This window comes from Yinghuangia soli, assembly GCF_021502675.1.
GTDB classification, from domain to species: domain Bacteria; phylum Actinomycetota; class Actinomycetes; order Streptomycetales; family Streptomycetaceae; genus Yinghuangia; species Yinghuangia soli.
Genome location: NZ_JAKFHA010000004.1, coordinates 13,069 through 28,849, shown reverse-complemented (window position 1 = coordinate 28,849; position 15,781 = coordinate 13,069). Strand labels below are relative to the sequence as shown.

Below are 15,781 nucleotides of genomic sequence, written 5' to 3'. Positions count from 1 at the left end.
GCCCCTTCGCTCCCGGTGCTTCGCGCGCCCCCGGTTCGGTCCTTGGCCCGGGCGGCGCGGCGCGCGACACTCGACAACTCGATTGTTCGTTCGCGTCCGCGCGGCGACGGCAGGGCACGGGGGGATCGGGTGGGGAGCAGGAAGCGGCGCCGCGACCAGGCGGCGGAGACGATCGCGGCCGGGATCGCCTCCGGCGAGGAGCTGTTCGGCGGATCGCTGGAGTACGACCACGGCTACCGCAGGCATATCGAGGCGCATCTGGAACTGTCGCTGGTGGACACGTTCCGCCAACTCCCGCGCCTGGTGGCGCGGTCCGTGCGGCTGGCGGCGCGTACCGACCGCAATGCCACGCTGGTGGTCGCGGCCGCCGAGCTCGGTCAGGGGCTGACCGGCGCGTTCAGCCTGCTGGCCACGAACGAGGTGCTGGTCGGGCTGTTCGCGCAGGGCCCGACGCCGGACCGGGTGCGCAACGCGCTGCCCGCGCTGATCGCGGTGGCGGTGTCCGGGACGCTGACCGCACTGCTGCGGGCGCTGTCCACCATTGCCGCGGGCCGGCTCGAACCGAAGGTCGAGCGCGCCGCGGAGGTCACCCTGATGACCAAGGTGGCCCGGGTGGAGATGGAGAAGCTGGAGGACGGCGACTTCAAGCGGCTGCTGCAGTCCGCCTCGTGGGGCACCGATGCGTCGCGGCAGATGGTCGGCTACAGCGTCGGGATCGTGAACGCGCTGATCTCGCTGGCCGCGGCAAGCGTGGTGCTGACCGTGCTGCACCCGGTGCTGCTGCCGCTGCTGTTCCTCATCACCCTCCCCCAGGCGTGGGGTGCGGTGCGCGACGCGCGGCGCCGCTACCGGTCCACCCAGGCGTGGATCGACCACAACCGGCAGCAGGCCGAGCTGGCCTGGCACTTGCGGGACCGCGAGTCGGCGCAGGAGGTCCGGGTGCACGGCGTGGGGCGGTATCTGCTGCACCACTACCGCCGTATGGCGGCCGCGGGCGAGGCCGAGGCGGGCCGGCTGGCCCGGGCCGAGGCGGTGACGGACCTGGGGTCGTCGGCGCTGTCCGGACTGGCGTCGCTGCTCACGTATCTGGTGCTGGGCTGGCTGGTGCTGAACGGGCATACCGGGCTGGCCGCGTCCGGGACCGCGGTGCTGGCGATCCGGACGGGGACCGGCGGGCTCGGCCGGCTGGTCACGCAGGTGCAGATGACGTACCGGCAGTCGCTGTACCTGGCGGACTACGAGCGGGCGTGCGTGCTGGCCGACGAGCATGCGATCCCGGAAGGGGGCGTGCCGGTGGAGCGGTTCCCGGACGAGATCGCCCTCGAGGAGGTGTCGTACACGTATGCGGACCGCGAGAAGCCCGCGGTCGACGCCGTGTCGCTGACCATCCGGCGCGGCCAGATCGTGGCGCTGGTCGGCGAGAACGGTTCGGGCAAGACCACGCTGGCCAAGTTGATCGCCGGGCTGTACCGGCCGCAGGCGGGGCGGATCCTGTGGGACGGCACCGACGACGGGCGGCTGGACCGCGACGACTTGTTCCGGCATGTGGCGCTGGTGTCGCAGTCGTTCACCGAGTGGCCGTTCACCGCGGCGGCGAACATCGCGATCGGCCGGCCGCGCGGACCGGCCGACTCCCCCGGTCCGGCCGACCTCCCCGGTCCGGCCGCGGCGCCGCAGCCCGCACTGGTGTCCGCCGCGGAGTACGCCGAGGCCGATGCGGTGATCGACGAACTGCCCAAGGGCTGGCGTACGTTGCTGGACCGCTCCTACGTCGGCGGGGTGGCGCTGTCGGGCGGCCAGTGGCAGCGCATGGTGCTGGCCCGGGCGCGGTTCCGCGATGCCGCGCTGGTGATCGCGGACGAGCCGACGTCCGCGCTGGACGCCCGTTCGGAGATCGCCGCGTTCGCCAAGATCCGCGAACTGGCCGACCGGGGGCAGACGGTCATCCTGATCACCCACCGGCTGGCCAGCACCCGGCTGGCGGACCGCATCTTCGTGCTGGACCACGGGCGGCTGACCGAGCAGGGCAGCCACCCGGAGCTGATGGCGAGCGGGGGCGGGTACGCGGAGATGTACACGATGCAGGCCGCGCAGTACGCGGACGGCAAGGGGAGCAAGGGGGACAAGGACGGTGCGGCCCGCCCGGCGGGGGCGGACCGCGCCGCCAACGGCGACGGACGGGTCAGTCGCTGAGCAGGTCGTCCTCGGTGTGCACGGCGGTCTTCGCGTTCAGCGTCTCGCCGCGGAAGAACGCGGGCTGGAAGACGTTGACCGCCAGCATCACGAACACGCCGAGGACCAGCAGGCCGACGCCGATGAGGAAGACGCTGCCCATGCCGAAGATCTGCGAGCCGCTGCCGTAGGCCGGGTCCCAGATGTCGTACAGGGTCTTGAGGAAGACCGCGGAGAGCATGATGCCGCCGACGATCGGGATGGCCGACTTGACCGCGAAGTCGCGGACCGAGCGCATCGCCTCGTGCCGGAAGTACCACGCGCACGCGAAGGCGGTGAGCGAGTAGTAGAAGCAGATCATGAGGCCGAGCGCGTAGATGGCGTCCACGAGGACGTTCTCGCTGAGGAAGGTCATCACCGCGTAGAAGACACCGGTCGCCACGCCCTGCACGACGGTGGCGAAGACGGGGGTCTTCATGCGGGGGTGCACGGCGGCGAACTTCGCCGGGAGGGCCTTGTAGGCGCTCATCGCCAGGAGCGTGCGGGCGCCGGGGATGAAGGTGGTCTGCAGGCTGCCCGCGGAGCTGGCCAGCACGGCGAGGAAGAGTGCGAGGCCGAGCCAGGAGCCGAGGACCGGGTCGGCGAGGGCGGCGAAGACGTTGTCCTGGGTGTCCGGGTTGTTCAGGCCCAGGCCCTCGGTGCCGGTGCCGGCGTACATGAGGGCGGCGATGCCGCACAGGCAGTACGAGAGCACCAGGATGACCATGGCCAGCAGCGCGGCGCGGCCGGGCGTGCGGGTGCTGCCGACGGTTTCCTCGTTGGCGGACAGCGAGGTGTCCCAGCCCCAGTACATGAAGATCGACAGCGACAGACCGGCGGTGAACGCGGCGACCGAGAAGCCGCTGGCCGGGTTCAGCCAGGACCACGAGAAGTCGAGCGAGCCGGGGGTCCCGCCCTCGGCGACGCGCAGGAAGAGCACCACGGTGAAGACGGTCAGCACGGCCATCTGGAAGAACACCAGCGTGTACTGGAGGACCTTGCCGTCGGTCATCTTGCGGCAGCTGAGCACCGTGGCGACGGCGATGACGACCAGGCACGTGGCGACGTGCACCGGCTTGTTGTCGTCGAGGCCGGCGATCCAGTCGCTGTTGAACGCCTCGCCCGCGGTCAGGTACAGGAACGACGTCGCCACGCCCGCCTGGCTGGCCAGCACGATGATGGTGGAGAGCATCATGCCCCAGCCGCACATCCAGCCGACCCAGGGACCGAACGCCTTGACCGTCCAGGTGAAGGACGTACCGCAGTCCGGTATGCGGCGGTTCAGCTCGCGGTACGCGAACGCCACCAGCAGCATCGGCAGGAAGCCGGCCAGGAAGATCGCCGGGAGGTGTACGCCGACTTCGCCGGCCGTGGGGCCGAGCGTGGAGGTCAGGGCGTAGACCGGGGCCACCGAGGAGAGGCCGAGGACGGTGCTGCCGAGCAGGCCTATGGAGCCTTTTCCGAGCCCTTTGCCTTTGGCGTTGCCGTCGCCGGAGCCCATCTGGCTGGGAATGCGAGGCGGCGCAGCTCCTGCGCCTTGGACGTTCGTGTCGTACACAAGGGGGGACCTTAGCCCCTTTCCGACACGCGTCGGCACGCGGGGTGACGCAGTTCACGACCCTTGCGGGCTATTTTTCTTTTCGTTGGTATTCGTTGGTATTCAAGGGGATTCATCGGGAGTCTGCGGCCTGTGCACCTCGGCGTCCGGCGTTGGCGGACTGATGATCCACAGCACCTCGGCCGTCTCCGGGCCCGGGTTGACCAGCCGGTGCGGGACCGAGGTGGCGTACTCGACGCTGTCGCCCTCGGCCAGGTCGTGCTCCTCGTCGCCGAGCAGCAGCCGGGCGCGGCCGCGCAGCACCAGGACGATCTCCTGCGCGTCGCCGTGCACGTACTGGTCGTCGCCGGTGGACCCGCCGGGCTCGAATTCGGTGGCGTACACCTCGAGGTGCCGCAGCGGCGGCCGGGTCAGCATGAACTTGCGGGCCCCCGCGCCGAGTCCGAGCTCGGGGCGGTCGGCGCGGCGCAGCACGCGGTGGCCGGCCGGCGGGCCCGCCTCGATGAGGTCGGCGACCGACACGCCGAGCGCGGTGGCGAGCTTGCGCAGCGAGCCGACGCTGGCGTCGGTGCGGCCGTTCTCCAGCTGGCTGAGGAAGCTCGCGCTGACACCCGCCGCAGCACCGAGCTGACGGAGAGTCAGTCTGCGCATGAGGCGGTATTCGCGGACCCGTTCTCCGATGTGCACCGGCGCAACCTAGCGAGCACGGCGACAACCGGGCAAACCGCCGCGCCGGACGTGCTAGCGTCCACTTAACAAATTGTTCAGTCCGGATGAACGACCCGTTCATTCGGCGGTACGGCGCGGCCCCCGCGCCGGTTAAGGAAGTGCGTTCAGCATGCGGATCCTGCTGGTAGGAGCGGGCGGCGTCGGTTCGGCGGTCGTCCGGATCGCGGCCCGCCGGGACTTCTTCGCCCACATGGTCGTCGCCGACTACGACCCCGAGCGCGCCGCCAAGGCGGTCGCCGCGGTCGCCGACGACCGCTTCTCGGCCGCCCGGGTCGATGCCTCGGACACCGCCGCGGTCACCGCGCTGCTCGCCGAGACCGGCTGCGACGTGCTGCTCAACGCCACCGACCCGCGCTTCGTGATGCCGCTGTTCCGGGCCGCGCTGGCGGCCGGTGCGAACTACCTGGACATGGCGATGTCGCTGTCGTACCCGCACCCCGAGCAGCCGCATGCGCTGACCGGCGTCAAGCTGGGCGACGAGCAGTTCGCGATGTCCGGCGAATGGGAGCAGGCCGGCCGGCTGGCGCTGTGCGGCATGGGCGTCGAGCCCGGTCTCTCGGACGTCTTCGCCCGCTACGCCGCCGACGAACTCTTCGACGAGATCGAGGAGATCGGGGTGCGCGACGGCGCCAACCTGACCGTGGACGGCTACGACTTCGCGCCGTCGTTCTCGATCTGGACCACCATCGAGGAGTGCCTCAACCCGCCGGTGGTCTACGAGGCCGGGCGCGGCTGGTTCACCACGCCGCCGTTCAGCGAGCCGGAGGTCTTCGACTTCCCCGAGGGCATCGGCCCGGTGGAGTGCGTCAACGTCGAGCACGAGGAGGTCCTCCTCATGCCGCGCTGGGTCGACGCCAAGCGCGTGACCTTCAAGTACGGGCTCGGCGACGAGTTCATCGAGGTCCTCAAGACGCTGCACAAGCTCGGCCTGGACCGCACCGAGCCGGTCGGGGTCGCCTCGGACCAGGGCCGCGTGCAGGTGTCCCCGCGCGACGTGGTCGCCGCGTGCCTGCCGGACCCGGCCGGGCTCGGCGAGCGCATGCACGGCAAGACCTGCGCGGGCACCTGGGTCAAGGGCGTCAAGGACGGCGCCGCGCGCGAGGTGTACCTCTACCACGTGGTCGACAACCAGTGGTCGATGGCGGAGTACGGCTCGCAGGCCGTGGTGTGGCAGACCGCGATCAACCCGGTGGTCGCGCTGGAGCTGATGGCGGCGGGCACCTGGTCGGGTGCCGGGGTGCTGGGCCCGGAGGCGCTGCCGCCGCGCCCGTTCCTGGACCTGCTCACCGCGTACGGCTCCCCGTGGGGCATGCGGGAGCAGTAGGCGGGCAGTAGGGCGGGCAGGCAGAACGCCGCGAGGCGCGGGAGGTCTCCTCCCGCGCCTCGCGGCATTTCCCTGCGGCACGGCGTTTCGTCCTGTGCGGTGGTCCGTGCCCCGCCGGTCTTGCCGTACCGGCTCAGCCCACCGAGCGGGCCGGTTCATACGCCTGGTCGGACACCTGCCGCTGCGCCCGGGCGCCCGGGACCTTGCCCGGCCACCAGTTGCGGTCGCCCAGCAGGACCATCAGCGAGGGCAGCACCACGATGCGGACCACGACCGCGTCGATGAGGACCGCGGCCGCGAGGCCGAACCCCATCTGCTTCATGTCGATCATGCTCAGCGTGGCGAAGACCGCGAACACCGAGACCATCACGACGGCGGCACTGGTGATGACGCCGGCCGAGCCGGTGATGCCCTTCTCGACCGCGCGCTTGGTGTCGAGCCCGGTCTCGGCGGCCTCGCGGATCCGGCTGACCACGAAGACGTGGTAGTCCATCGAGAGGCCGAAGAGCACCACGAACAGGAAGAGCGGCAGCCAGGAGATCACCGCGCCGTTCGAGGTGAAGTCCAGCAGGCCTTCGCCCCAGCCGTACTGGAACACCACCACGAGCAGGCCGAACGCGGCGAGCGCGGAGAGCAGGTTGATGGCGATCGCGCTGAGCGCGATGACCACCGACCGGAACGTGAACGCCATCATCACGAAGGTCAGCAGCAGCACGAAGGCGATGACCAGCGGCAGCTTGTCCTTGACGTGCGCCGCGTAGTCGACGTTCTCGGCGGTCTCGCCTTCCACCGCGAACTCCGCGCCGGGCACCTTGCCGACCGTGCCGGGCAGGATGTCGCCGCGCAGCGCGGCGAGCGCGTCCTTCGCCTCGTCGCTGCTGCTGCCGTACGGCGAGGTGACCTGCACGGCGAAGGCGCGGCCGTCCGCCGAGACGCGGATCTCCGCCGGGTCCTTGGTGAACAGCGGGTCGGCGGCGGTCCGGGCCACCGCCTGGTCGAGTGCGGCACGCGTCGCGGCCTCCCGGCCCTGCGCGGCGAGGACGACGATGCCGCTGGGCGAGTGCTCGTTCGGGAACGCGGCGGTCAGCCGGTCGTAGGTCTGCATGGCCGGCATCTCGCGCGGGAAGTCGTCGACCGCGGTGTTCTGCAGCTTCATCCCGAAGGCCGGCAGCGCGAGCGCGATCAGGGCCGCGACCGAGATGCCGAGCGTCGCGCGCGGGTGGTTCAGGGCGGGGCGCAGCATGGCCTTCCAGATGCGCGGCTCGCTCTCCGGGCGGCTGCTGAGCCGCCACAGCACGGGGATGCGCGGCCGGTCCATCTTGTTGCCCAGCTTGGCGAGCAGTGCGGGGAGCACGGTCAGCGAGCCGGCGCAGGCGACGACCACGACGATGATGCCCGCGGTGGCCAGGCCGGAGAAGATCGCGTCGCCGGCCACGTACATGCCGGCCATCGCGACCGCGACGGCGAAGGCGGAGACGACGACCGCGTGGCCCGAGGTGGCCGCGGCGATCTCGATGGCGTCGACGCGGGTGCGGCCCTTGGCGCGCTCCTCGCGTTCGCGGCGCACATAGAAGAGCGAGTAGTCGACGCCGACCGCCATGCCCATCATCATGATCACGTTGGCCGCGCTGCCCGGGTCGGGGAAGACCGCGGAGGCGAGGCCGTACAGGCCGATCGAGGCGGCGACCGCGGTGATCGCGAGGACCACGGGCACGGATGCGGCGATCAGCGCGCCGAACGCGACCATGAGGATGAGCAGGGTGACCGGGAGGCTGAACAGCTCGGCCTGCGCGAGGTCGCTGCCGATCTGCTTCTCGATGGCCTTGCCGGCGGAGCCGTCGCCGAACTGCTCGATGCGCAGGCCCGGATGGTCCTTGTCGGCCTGCGCGACGGCCTTCTCGAGGTCGCCGACGTGGTCCTGGGCCTTGTCCGGGTCGCCCTTGAGGTCGACCGGGACGAGGAAGCCGCTGCCGTCCGCGGCGGCGGCGACCTCGCCGACCTTCGCGACGTCCGGCAGCCCTGCGGCGCTCGCCGCGATCGCGGCGGCCGCCCGGCGGCCCGCCTCCTGGTCGAGGGTGCCCTGCTCGGCGGTGATCAGGATGTTCTCGGAGGCCGGGGCGACCAGGCCGTATTCGCGGGCGATCTCGCCGGCCCGGCCGGACTGGCCGACGCCCATGTCGGCGTTGGTGGCCTTCTCGGTGCCGGCGATGCCGCCGACCACGAGGCACGCGATGACCATGGCCACCCAGATGCCGATGGCCCGCCACGGGTGGGTGGCGCTCCACCGGGCGAGGCGCACGGTGGCGGTCCGGCGCGGCGGTGCGTGCCCGGGCCGCGGCGTTGCGTACTGCGGCCGGTGTGCGGCGCCGTCCGGCCGCTGCGGCGCATACGCCTCGTGCCCTTCGTACGGCTGGTACGGCGTGCGGTCGGCTCCCATGGCGGTCCCGTCCCCTCGATTCGGTATGCCGGTGTGCGGTGTTCCCGGTGTCTGCGGTGTGTGCGGTGTGTCGGTCCTGCTCACGGGTTCGAGTCTTCTGGGCCGCCGGGGTGCGGACATTGGCCCCAGGCGCCCGGCAGGGGTGGGTCCAGACCCACTGTTCGGCGTTGCCTGAGCCCACCGGCGGCAACTGCGGCGGACAATGGAGACCGGAACGTCGGGCGGGCCGTCCGCCCGGGATGGGGAGTTGCCATGACTGCCGACCGGCATGGGCACGCGTTGACGGACACCGGCGCGGAGGCCGCAGCCCTGCTCGAACAGGGCCTGGACGACATGCTGTTCCTGCGTCCGGCGGTGGCCGAGGCGGCGGCGGGCGCGGTGGAGGCGGCCCCGGGTTCGCCGTCCGCCCAGGTGTTCGCCGCGTACCTGGGGCTCCTCGGCACCGAGGAGAAGGACGCCGCGCAGACGCTCGAATGGTTCGGCCGGTTCCGTGCCGGGCTGGACCGCGCGGCCGCGACGCCGCGCGAACTCGCCCATGTGGACGCGGTGTCGGCCTGGCTGGAGGGCGACATCCACAAGGCCGGGCGGCTGCTCGGCGAGGTGAGCGTGGCGTACCCGCGCGACCTGCTCGCGCTGGCCGTCGGGCACCAGATCGACTTCTTCACCGGCAACGCGGTGCAGCTGCGCGACCGGGTGGGCGGGGTGCTGTCCGCGTGGGACGACGCGGATCCGCATTACGGCCTGCTGCTGGGGATGTTCGCGTTCGGCCTGGAGGAGGCCGGGCATTACGACCGGTCCGAGCAGGTCGGGCTGGCCGCGGTCGAGGCGAATCCGCGGGACGTGTGGGGCATCCACGCGGTGGTGCACACGTACGAGATGCAGGGCCGGTTCGCGGAGGGCATCGCGTACCTGGACGCCCGGACGGACGACTGGTCGAGCGGCAACTACCTGAACGTGCACAACTGGTGGCACTACGCGCTGTACGCGCTGGAGTCCGGGAACACCGCGCAGGCGCTGGAGATCTACGACGCGTCCATCCACACCCCGGAGTCCGAGGGCCTGGCGATGGAACTCCTCGACGCCTCGGCGCTGTTGTGGCGGCTGCTGCTGGCCGGCGAGGACGAGTCGGAGCGCTGGGCGCGGCTGGCCGACGCGTGGGCGGCGCGGCGGGACGGGCCGTACTACGCGTTCAACGACGTGCACGCGCTGATGGCGTACCTGGGCGCGGGGCGGATCGCGGACGCCGAGGCGCTGGTCAAGGAGCGGCAGGTCTGGCTGGCCGCCCCGCATCCGGGGGTGGCCAACCACGCGATGACCGAGGAGATCGGGGTGCCGGTCGGGCGGGCGCTGATCGCGTATGCGCAGGGCCGCTACGACCAGACCGTCGACCTGCTGCTGCCGCTGCGGCACCGGCTCAACACCTACGGCGGCAGCCACGCGCAGCGGGACGCGGTGCAGAAGACGCTGGTGGAGGCGGCGCTGCGGGCCGGCCGGGACGATGTGGCGCGCACGCTGCTGAGCGAGCGGATCGGGGTCCGGCCCAGCAGTCCCTACAACTGGCTGGCGCAGGCCCGGCTGGCCGACCGGCTGGGCCGGGCGGCCGAGGCGGCCGCGGCCCGGCGCCGGGCCGGGGAGCTGGTCGACGCCACCAAGTGATGGACATGGTCAACTAATTCTGCAAGGGTGCGATCATGGGCACCCCGGCAACCGAACCCCAGTCCCCCGGCCGCCGATCCGCAGGCGCGCCGGTCGCCTTCGTGACCGGCGCGAGCCGCGGCATCGGCCGCTGCGGCGCGCTGGCGCTGGCCCGCGCGGGCTACGACATCGTGCTGACCGCGCGCACCGTGCACGAGGGCGAGGGCCGCACCGGCCCGACCACCTCGGGCAGCGGGCAGGCCGCGGTGGCCGTGCCCGGCAGCCTGGAGACGACCGCGCGCGAGATCACCGCGCTGGGCCGCCGCGCGCTGCCGCTGCGCATGGACCTCATGGACCGGGCCTCGCTCGACGCGGCCTGCGATGCCGCGCTGGACGCGTGGGGCCGGGTCGACGTGCTGTTCAACAACGCGATCTACCAGGGCCCGGGCGCCATGGACCGGCTGCTCGACCTGCCGCTGGACGCCGCGCAGAACATGCTGACCGGAAACTACCTCCACCAACTCGTCCTGATCCAGCGCCTGGTGCCGCACCTGCTGGAGCACGAGCGGTCGTACGTGATCAACATGACCTCCGGATCGGCCACCCTCAACCCGCCCGGCCCGGCCGGTTCGGGCGGCTGGGGCGTCGCGTACGCCGCCTCGAAGGCGGCCTTCGCGCGCGTGGCCGGGGTGCTGCACGCCGAGTACCGCGACCGCGGGCTGCGCGCGTACAACGTCGACCCGGGGCACATCGTGACCGAGGCGCAGAAGGCCCGCGGGTCGGCGGCGCACCTGAGCGCGCACTTCCGCAGCGCGCCGGCCGAGGTGCCGGGCGAGGTGATCGGGTGGCTGGCGTCGGCGCCCGAAGCCGACGCGTACTGCGGCGAGATCGTGCGCGCGCAGAAGGTCTGCAAGGACCTCGGGCTGGTCCCGGGCTGGCCCGCGCCGCGGCCGGACGCGCAGCCGGACGCCTCCGCGGCAGCCGAAGCCGTCAACTGACCCGCTGGTCCACGACGGAATCCGTCGTCCGATCATCCTCCTGCCACGGACGCCTGTCGCGGCCCTGCCCTTCGCCGGGCCTTCGCCGCGAATCTGTGTACACGTGTTCCGGTTCTCTGTACGGTGTTACGGCATCCGTGGGAGGGGGACCCGATGTTGTCGCACGACCGTGCCCGGCGTGGTCCGGCAGATCCGCAGCGCCGCGAGCGGGTCATCGCGGCCACCGAGGAAGTCCTGCTGGCGCACGGCCTGGAAGGCCTCACCCACCGGGCGGTGGCCAAGCAGGCCGACGTGCCGCTGGGCTCCACCACGTACTACTTCGCCACCCTGGGCGACCTGCGACACGCCGCGCTGCAGCGCGTCGTGCGGCGCTACGTCGGCTGGATGCACGGCTGGGCCGAGGAGCTCGGCCGCCCCTCCCCCGAGGAACTCGCCACCGCGCTGACCGACTTGATCGTCATGGCGCACCGCGACCACCGGCACCAGGTCGTCGTCGATTTCGAGCTGAGCGTGGCCGCCATGCGGCACCCGGAATTACGCGAACTCGCCACCGTCTACACCACCGCGACGGTCGCCATGCTGTCCCGCATGACCTCGCCGGCCACCGCGCTCGCGCTGACCGCCGCGATGGACGGGCTCTCCATGCTGGGCCTCGTCTCGCCGGAACCCCTGGCCCCCGAGCAGATCCGCGGCGCATTCCTCGCGATCCTCCGAGCGGATGCCGCCGCCGGGACGGGGGATCAGTGACCCTCCAGCAACTGCGCTACCTGCTCGCGGTCGTCGAGCACGGCGGCATGACCGCCGCCGCACAGGCGCTCTTCGTCGACCAATCGGCTCTCTCGCGCGCCCTGCAGGCCCTCGAACGCGAGCTGCGCACCGAGTTGTTCGTCCGCTCGGGCCGCGGCGTGGCGCCCACTCCCGAGGGCGCCCGCATCGCGCACCTGGCCAAACGCATCCTCACCGGGGTGCGGGCCATCGAGGACACCTTCGCGCCCGCCGACATCCCGGAGCCGACCGGCCGCCTCGTGCTGGGCTCGACGCAGAGCCTGGCCATCGAGCTGATCACCACGATCCTGCCGCCGTTCCGGAACCGCCACCCCCGCATCGGCATCGACGTCCAGCCGTACGAGAGCCCGGATCTGGCCGTCGAGGCCCTGCGCGAGAACGCGATCGACATGGTCATGATCGATCTGCCGGTCCCCTCCGACCTGCGCGTCCAGCCGTTCGCCCACCACGAGATCGTGCTCGTCTCGCCGCCCGGCCTCCAGCTGCCCGACCCGGTCGCCTGGCCGGACATGCAGGGTCTGCCGATGATCATGCCCGCTGCGGGCAGCGTGCGCCGAAGACAGTTCGACCAGTTGTTCAGCCGCCACGAGATCCAGCCCGAGATCGTCATGGAGACCGACGAACGCGGCGCCTGGGTCTCGTGCGTCGCGGCCGGCCACGGGTCGCTCCTCTGGTACCGCGACCTCGCCACCCGCTTCGCCTCCACGGTGGCCATCCGGTCGCTCTCTCCCCCGCTGCTCCGCACTGTGGCCCTCGCCTGGACCCGCCGCCCCCTCTCCGCCGAGGCCCGCGCGCTGTGCGCCTACGCGCAGTCCCGCGGCGTCCAGGAGACCGAGTACATCTGACCCGCGCGCGGGCCGCCGACAGCCTCAGTTGCTCGCTGCGGGTGGCGGCGTTGCGGGGGCGGCGGGCGCGGCAGGGGCGGCGGGGCGGACGACTCCGAGGATGGGGAGGGAGTCGACCTTGGCCGTGGTGACGTGGCGGCCCGGGCGCGGGGCGTGGACCATGATGCCGGCGCCGAGGTACATGCCGATGTGGGTGGCGTCGGGGAAGTAGACGACGAGGTCGCCCGGACGCATCTCGTTCAGCGGGATGCGGGGCAGTTGCGCCCACTGCTCCTGGGACGTCCGCGGCACGGTGGCGCCTGCGGACTGCCAAGCGCGGGACGTGAGTCCGGAGCAGTCGAACGAGTCGGGTCCGGTGGCGCCCCACACGTAGGGGCGGCCGATCTGGGAGACCGCGTAGTGCAGCGCGGTGCGTGCCGCGGGACCGGGGTCGTGGCCGGGAGCGGCCATCAGGCCGGCCAGGTCGAGGCCGGTGAGCAGCCGGGTGGCCTCGGCGGACGCCTCGCGCAGCGTGGTGAGTTCGCGGGCCGCGGCGGCTTCCTCGACGGCCAGTGCGCGGGCTGCCGCGGCGGCTTCGGCTACCACGCCGTCGAGATCGTGGTAGCGCTCGGTGTAGGTCTTCTCCAGGGACGCTTGGCCGTCCGCGATGCGGCGGTAGACCGCGCCCATGTGCAGGTAGCCGAACGCGTCGCCGCTGAGGATGAGGTCGGCGGTCGGCGAGACGCCGCCGGATCGGTATTGCAGGCTGGCAAGTTGGCCGATCTCGACCTTCATCGCGTCCAGCCGGGCTTGCAGGGTCGCCTGCCGCCCTTGGAGTTCGGCGAGGCGGGTGCGTTCGCGGTCGGCGGCTGCGCGGGCGGTCTCGGCGCGGGCTCCGGCTTCGTCGATGGACTTGGCGAGGACGGCGATGCGCTGTCCCACGCGCAGGAGTTCGAAGTCGGGCGGGGCCGCCGGGATCTGCGCGGCCGGGGTCTCGCCGATACCCGGCAGGCGGTCGGCGGGGGTCCGGGGGCTGATGCGGCCGACGGGGCCGGTGGCCGGGGCGGACGGCAGCGTGAGGGCGGCGAGCGGGCCGGACGCCGGGCGCAGGTTCTCGACTGCTGATCTGGAACTCGGCAACTTGCCGCTCTGCAAGGCCGGTTCGGCGACCGGTGGCACCGGCGCCGGGGCGGCCGGCGGTACGGGCAGCGGATCGGCGTACGCCGCGGCCGGCAGCCCGAGCGTCAGCGCGCCGAGCAGCAGTGCCGCGCAGCAGCGCCGGCATTTTCCTGATCGTCGTCCTCCCACTCGGCCACTCGATCACGGACCCGGGAGGGGAAGAGGACCTGGCTGATGCGTGTCCGCCGATTCCGCCCGTTCGGGCTACCCGGGTGCCCGGACGGGGCAGACGAACGGGGCGTGCAGACGGCGGATGCCCTTGGCGATTGGCCTGATTGGGGGTTCCGGCGGCGGCGCGGTCCCGGCACGATCATGCGCGTCCGCGGAGACGGGACAACGGCGCGAAGGCACGGCGGGGCACAGGTGGCAGGGCGACGGGACAGGGGGCGTGGCTGTGGCAGAGGCGGCGCAGGGGCAGGCCGGCGGACGAGGAGGACGGGACGCGGCGGCTCCCGGAGCGCCCTGGCCGCTCATGCGCGGTCCGGACTTCCCGGAGCCGGTCCCGCACATCCTCGATCTGCTGGAGCCGCATTTCGCATCGCCGGCGGTGGCCGTCGCGGATCCGGAAGGCACCGTGTCGTACGCCGAGTTGGCGGCGATGGCCGGCGGCGTGGCCGAGCATCTGCGCAAGGCGGGTGTGCAGACCGGCGAGCCGGTGGTGGTGCACGGCGGCGGGACGCGGTGGTCGGTGGCGGCGATGGTCGGCGTGCTGTGCGCAGGCGCGAGGTTCGTGCCGGTGGACGCCGCGTTCCCGGCCGCCCGGCAGCGGCAGACAGCCGAGGCGTCCGGCGCGCGGATCGTGCTGGCCGAGGACGGCCTGCCGGAGTTGCGGCCCGGCGCGGAGACGACCGTGATCGCCGCATGCGGTCAGGCCGACGCCGGGACCGAGGTCGAGGTCGCGCGGGGGCCGTACGCGTACACCTGCTTCACGAGCGGTTCCACAGGCGTGCCCAAACCGGTGGTGGTCTCGGCGCAGGCCCTCGGCTACTCGACGGCCGCGCGGCTCGCCTACTACGGCGCCCCGGTGCGCGGCTTCGTCCTTGCGTCGTCGATCGCGTTCGACAGTTCCGCGGCGGGCATCTGGTGGACGCTTGCCTCCGGCGGCCGGCTCATCCTGCCGGGCGCGCGCACCGGCGACCTGCTGGCTCTCGCGCGGGCGGCCGAATCCCCGGACGCATCCCATCTGCTGCTGGTCCCGTCGCTGTACGCGATCGCGCTGCGCGGCGGGCTGGGCGCGCGGCTCGGCGGCCTGGCGGCGGTGATCGTGGCGGGCGAGGCGTGCCCGCCGGACCTGGTGGGCCGGCACTTCGCGGCACTGCCGGAGACGGCGCTGTACAACGAGTACGGGCCCACCGAGTGCACAGTCTGGAGCACGGTGCACCGCTGCGTACCGGAGGACGCGGACGGCCCCGCGGTGCCGATCGGGCGGCCGATCCCGGGGGCGACCGTATATCTGCGGCCCGCAGAAGCCGACGACGGCAGCGCCGAACTCATCGTCTCCGGGCCGGGGTTGGCCGAGGGCGATGTCGGCGTCACAGTCCTCCCGGACGCGGACGGACCCCCGGTCCGCGCCTATCCCACCGGCGATCTGGTGGCGCTGCGCGAGGACGGCGCGCTGGTCTTCCGCGGCCGCGCCGACCTGCAGGTGAAGCTGGGCGGCATGCGGGTCGAGCGGGCCGAGATCGAGAGCGCCGTCGCATCCTTCGACGGGGTCGCCGAGGCGGGTGCGGGCATCGCCTACGCGGGCGAGCGGGTGCGCGTCGTCGCCTTCACCGCTCTCGACACCGCCCCCGACGCCCCTCTCGACACCGCTCCCGGCACTGCAGTCGACGCGGCGCTCGGCTCGGCCCCGGACGCAGCGGGATCCGGCGCGCCGCTCGACCGCCGCGCGCTGCGCGCCCACCTCGCGGAGCGCCTCCCCGCCGCAGCCGTGCCCGGGCGCGTGGTCGTGGTGCCCGCGCTGCCCCGGCTGCCGAACGGCAAGGTCGACCACGGCGAATTGGACCGCCGCGCATCCGGCGCCGACGCCGGGCCGTAGTCCGAGGCCAGGCGCGGCGTAGGCGCGGCGTAGGCGCAGCCCTCCCCGCAACCGAAAGGCCC

At 72.7% G+C, this 15,781-nt stretch carries 11 protein-coding genes; 7 read left to right on the top strand and 4 right to left on the bottom strand.

What is annotated here, in order from left to right; all coding sequences use genetic code 11:
* Nucleotides 1-129 precede the first annotated feature (129 nt).
* The gene (locus LZ495_RS09180; RefSeq protein ID WP_235051540.1) at nucleotides 130-2,193 is read left to right on the top strand and encodes an ABC transporter ATP-binding protein; all 2,064 of its coding nucleotides are present in this window, start codon (nucleotides 130-132) and stop codon (nucleotides 2,191-2,193) included.
* Here the strand turns inward: LZ495_RS09180 and LZ495_RS09175 are convergent.
* A complete protein-coding gene (locus LZ495_RS09175; RefSeq protein ID WP_235051933.1) occupies nucleotides 2,183-3,712 on the bottom strand; it encodes an APC family permease in 1,530 nt (509 codons plus the stop codon). The genes LZ495_RS09180 and LZ495_RS09175 overlap by 11 nt on opposite strands.
* Before the next feature lie 159 nt (nucleotides 3,713-3,871).
* Nucleotides 3,872-4,456 carry a helix-turn-helix domain-containing protein gene (locus LZ495_RS44765; protein WP_235051539.1) on the bottom strand — a complete coding sequence of 195 codons (585 nt, stop codon included), beginning with the start codon at nucleotides 4,454-4,456 and terminating at the stop codon, nucleotides 3,872-3,874.
* A 151-nt stretch (nucleotides 4,457-4,607) separates the two neighbouring features.
* On the opposite strand from LZ495_RS44765, the gene LZ495_RS09165 reads away from it, so the two are divergent.
* Entirely contained in the window at nucleotides 4,608-5,822 is a 1,215-nt protein-coding gene (locus tag LZ495_RS09165) for a saccharopine dehydrogenase family protein (RefSeq protein ID WP_235051538.1), read from the top strand.
* A 133-nt stretch (nucleotides 5,823-5,955) separates the two neighbouring features.
* Here the strand turns inward: LZ495_RS09165 and LZ495_RS09160 are convergent, their stop codons facing one another.
* Complete coding sequence (locus LZ495_RS09160; protein ID WP_235051537.1) at nucleotides 5,956-8,259, bottom strand: MMPL family transporter; 2,304 nt, start codon at nucleotides 8,257-8,259, stop codon at nucleotides 5,956-5,958.
* Nucleotides 8,260-8,511: 252 nt separating this feature from the next.
* Here LZ495_RS09160 and LZ495_RS09155 point away from each other — a divergent pair, with 252 nt between their 5' ends.
* The 4 genes from LZ495_RS09155 to LZ495_RS09140 all read left to right on the top strand — a co-directional run bounded on the left by LZ495_RS09155 (nucleotide 8,512) and on the right by LZ495_RS09140 (nucleotide 12,523).
* Nucleotides 8,512-9,915: a tetratricopeptide repeat protein gene (locus tag LZ495_RS09155; RefSeq protein WP_235051536.1), complete on the top strand. Its 1,404-nt coding sequence runs from the start codon at nucleotides 8,512-8,514 to the stop codon at nucleotides 9,913-9,915.
* 35 nt (nucleotides 9,916-9,950) lie between these two features.
* Entirely contained in the window at nucleotides 9,951-10,892 is a 942-nt protein-coding gene (locus LZ495_RS09150) for an SDR family NAD(P)-dependent oxidoreductase (RefSeq protein WP_235051535.1), read from the top strand.
* A 153-nt stretch (nucleotides 10,893-11,045) separates the two neighbouring features.
* On the top strand, nucleotides 11,046-11,639 hold the full coding sequence (locus LZ495_RS09145; protein WP_235051534.1) for a TetR/AcrR family transcriptional regulator: 594 nt from the start codon (nucleotides 11,046-11,048) through the stop codon (nucleotides 11,637-11,639).
* Entirely contained in the window at nucleotides 11,636-12,523 is an 888-nt protein-coding gene (locus LZ495_RS09140) for a LysR family transcriptional regulator (protein ID WP_235051533.1), read from the top strand. The genes LZ495_RS09145 and LZ495_RS09140 overlap by 4 nt, the downstream gene beginning before the upstream one ends.
* A 24-nt stretch (nucleotides 12,524-12,547) precedes the next feature.
* Here the strand turns inward: LZ495_RS09140 and LZ495_RS09135 are convergent, their stop codons facing one another.
* Nucleotides 12,548-13,810 (bottom strand): C40 family peptidase, encoded by a 1,263-nt coding sequence (locus LZ495_RS09135; RefSeq protein WP_235051532.1) that lies wholly within the window; start codon nucleotides 13,808-13,810, stop codon nucleotides 12,548-12,550.
* A gap of 259 nt (nucleotides 13,811-14,069) precedes the next feature.
* Between LZ495_RS09135 and LZ495_RS09130 the strand changes: the two genes are divergently transcribed.
* Nucleotides 14,070-15,719: an AMP-binding protein gene (locus tag LZ495_RS09130; RefSeq protein ID WP_235051531.1), complete on the top strand. Its 1,650-nt coding sequence runs from the start codon at nucleotides 14,070-14,072 to the stop codon at nucleotides 15,717-15,719.
* Nucleotides 15,720-15,781: the final 62 nt, after the last annotated feature.

Bases quoted from the DNA above. Each gene is read 5' to 3' on its own strand.
- LZ495_RS09145 (WP_235051534.1), top strand. From the start codon at position 11,046: ATGTTGTCGCACGACCGTGCCCGGCGTGGTCCGGCAGATCCGCAGCGC.
- LZ495_RS09150 (WP_235051535.1), top strand. From the start codon at position 9,951: ATGGGCACCCCGGCAACCGAACCCCAGTCCCCCGGCCGCCGATCCGCA.
- LZ495_RS09175 (WP_235051933.1), bottom strand. From the start codon at position 3,712: ATGGGCTCCGGCGACGGCAACGCCAAAGGCAAAGGGCTCGGAAAAGGC.
- LZ495_RS09165 (WP_235051538.1), top strand. From the start codon at position 4,608: ATGCGGATCCTGCTGGTAGGAGCGGGCGGCGTCGGTTCGGCGGTCGTC.
- LZ495_RS09155 (WP_235051536.1), top strand. From the start codon at position 8,512: ATGACTGCCGACCGGCATGGGCACGCGTTGACGGACACCGGCGCGGAG.
- LZ495_RS09160 (WP_235051537.1), bottom strand. From the start codon at position 8,259: ATGGGAGCCGACCGCACGCCGTACCAGCCGTACGAAGGGCACGAGGCG.